This window comes from Nocardia neocaledoniensis, assembly GCF_029868625.1.
In the GTDB taxonomy this organism is placed as follows: Bacteria; Actinomycetota; Actinomycetes; order Mycobacteriales; family Mycobacteriaceae; genus Nocardia; species Nocardia neocaledoniensis_A.
Genome location: NZ_JARWOJ010000082.1, coordinates 1 through 2,454, shown reverse-complemented (window position 1 = coordinate 2,454; position 2,454 = coordinate 1). Strand labels below are relative to the sequence as shown.

The following is a 2,454-nucleotide window of genomic DNA, read 5'->3' as shown; positions in this document are numbered from 1 at the left end:
GCGGGGCCCCCCCCCCCCCCCCCCCCGGGGCGCCCGGGGGGGGGCGCCGGCAGACCCGCGAAGTTACTTGGCGGGCGGGGTGAAGGGCTGGTTGATCGTGGTGAAGTACTGGACCGCGGCAGCGATCGCGACCGGGGCGGTCACGAAGATCTGGCCGGCCAGCACGCCAAGAGCGCCGATGGTGGTGGCACCGACGACGCAGCCCGCGATCGGGCCCGCACCGAACAGCGCCAGCAGGACACCGGTCGCGACCAGACCCGCGGCCGCACCCGCGATGCAGCCGATGGCCGCGCCGCCGAGACCGCCCGCGAGGGTGCCGATGGAGGCGCCGAGCGAGATGGTCGAGGTGAGCCGCGACCACGCCGCCTGCTCACGCTCGTACTCCGTCTTCCACGGAGCCTGGTTCTCGTACGGCAGCGCGACCGGCTTGTAGACCGCCTTGGCCGGGTCCAGCTGTGGGGTCAGTACGGCGGTGTTGCCGGAGATCTCGGCGGCGATCGGGAGCTCGTAGTCGTCGAGACGGAACGACAGCGGGGTGCCGGCGACGGTGGCGCCGTTCGCGGCCTTGATCTTGAACACGCCTTCTTCCACGACCAGCGAGCCTGCGTCGGTGGTGATGACGGACTTGGCACCGTCGACGACCTCGGCGGTGTAGTTGATCGGGGCGGCCTCTTCGGGCGCCTGGGCGTGGACGGTACCGGCAGTCACGCCGGTAGCCACGGTCAACAGCGCCGCGACCACGGCGAACTTTCGCATCTTCATAAACTGCCAATCCCTCATCTCGGTGAAGCTGATCCGAGACGAAAGCTTCGGGCAGATCGGCGCCGATAGCGAGGGAAAAAAGCAGCCAGATCGTAACTAGGAATTCATCCGGCGGCCTTCGCCGCGGCCTTCGCCTGTTTCTTGAATTCCCTTACTTCGGACAGCGTTTCGGCGTCGACGACATCGGCGACGGACCGCCGCGACCCTTCGTCGCCATAGGATCCGGCCGCTGTGCGCCACCCCTCGGGCCGCACGCCGCGCTGTTTTCCGAGCAGCGCGAGGAAGATCTTCGCCTTCTGCGCGCCGAAACCGGGCAGGTCCTGCAATCGGCGCAGCACCTCTTTCCCGTCGGGATCGCCCTTCGTCCAGATGGCGGCCGGTACCCCGTCGTAGTTCTCGATCACGTACTGGGCCAGCGCCTGGGCGCGGCGCGCCATCGATCGCCCATATCGGTGGATGGCCGGTGGCGTGGCGGCGAGTTCTTCGAATTCGGCCGGATCCGCCTCGGCGATGCGGTGCAGATCGAAGCCGCCCATGCGCTCGGCGAGTTTGCGCGGTCCGCGAAACGCGTGCTCCATCGGATACTGCTGATCGAGCAGCATGCCGAGCAGCAACGCGAAATCGTCGGTGCTGAGGAGTTCGTCGGCCTCGGCGTCCTGTGCCAGACACAGCGTACGAGTCATACATTCATCGTGACACATTTCACCACTAGCCTCTGATCTCATGCCAAGCACAGAGGCCCCCACGATGGCGGTAAGTATGACCGACTACACCCCTCGCCCTGACCGCTTCGATCAAGCGGGCAAGGACCAACTCATCGACGCCCACGACCTGGAGGTCACCCAACCGGGAATGCGCAGGCTACGGGCCTGGAGCCACGATGCGCTCGGGCTGCGGCCCGGTGAGCGCGCGCTCGATGTCGGCTCGGGGACCGGCTCGGAGGTGTTCGTCTTCGCCGACGCCGTCGGGCCGACCGGGACGGCAGTCGGGGTCGAACCCGACATGAACCTGCTGGCCTCGGCGCAGCGCAGGGCGAAGGAGCACGGTTCGACCGCCACCTTCACCACGGGTGACGCCTACGGACTGCCCTTCGGCGCCGACTCCTTCGACGCCGTGCTGTGCGAACGGGTGTTCCAGCACCTGACCGCGCCCGCGCGCGCCGCCGCCGAGATCGCCAGGGTGTTGCGTCCCGGCGGCCGGGTGGTCGTCGTCGACAGCGACTGGGCGACCGCGATCGTGCACCCCGGCGATCCCCGGGCGGCGGGCGCCGTCGTCGACACCCTGATCTCCTCGACCACCAATCCGCTGGCGGGCCGCAGACTGGCCGGTCAGCTCAGTGCGGCCGGGCTCGTCGTCGACGAGATCGGCTCGCACGCGCTGGTGCAGGACCGCCGGGTGGGCGCGGGCGCGCTGGTCAGCCGGATCGCCGAGTTGGCGGTGCTGCGCGGGGTGATCACCGCCGCCGACCGCGATCAGCTCCTCGCCGACCTGCAGGCGGGCGCCGACCGCGGTGATGTGCACATCTCGGTCACGATGTTCGGCGTGCTCGCCCACAAGCCGCAGTGATGCCGACAAACCTGACCACGCCCGACCCCTAGGGAGGGCAGGCCGACGCAGTCGGCCGTGGGGGGGGGGGGGGGGGGGGGGGGGGGGGGGGGGGGGGGGGGGGGGGGGGGGGGGGGGGGGGGGGGG

3 protein-coding genes are annotated in these 2,454 nt (G+C 70.0%); 1 reads left to right on the top strand and 2 read right to left on the bottom strand.

The features are described 5' to 3' along the window. Positions 1-63: 63 nt before the first annotated feature. Both QH270_RS05330 and QH270_RS05325 read right to left on the bottom strand, forming a co-directional pair. Entirely contained in the window at positions 64-762 is a 699-nt protein-coding gene (locus QH270_RS05330; protein WP_280339228.1) for a hypothetical protein, read from the bottom strand. A 104-nt stretch (positions 763-866) separates the two neighbouring features. Further along, entirely contained in the window at positions 867-1,445 is a 579-nt protein-coding gene (locus tag QH270_RS05325; RefSeq protein ID WP_280339227.1) for an HhH-GPD-type base excision DNA repair protein, read from the bottom strand. 76 nt (positions 1,446-1,521) lie between these two features. Here QH270_RS05325 and QH270_RS05320 point away from each other — a divergent pair, with 76 nt between their 5' ends. Next, on the top strand, positions 1,522-2,328 hold the full coding sequence (locus QH270_RS05320; protein ID WP_280339225.1) for a methyltransferase domain-containing protein: 807 nt from the start codon (positions 1,522-1,524) through the stop codon (positions 2,326-2,328). Positions 2,329-2,454: the final 126 nt, after the last annotated feature.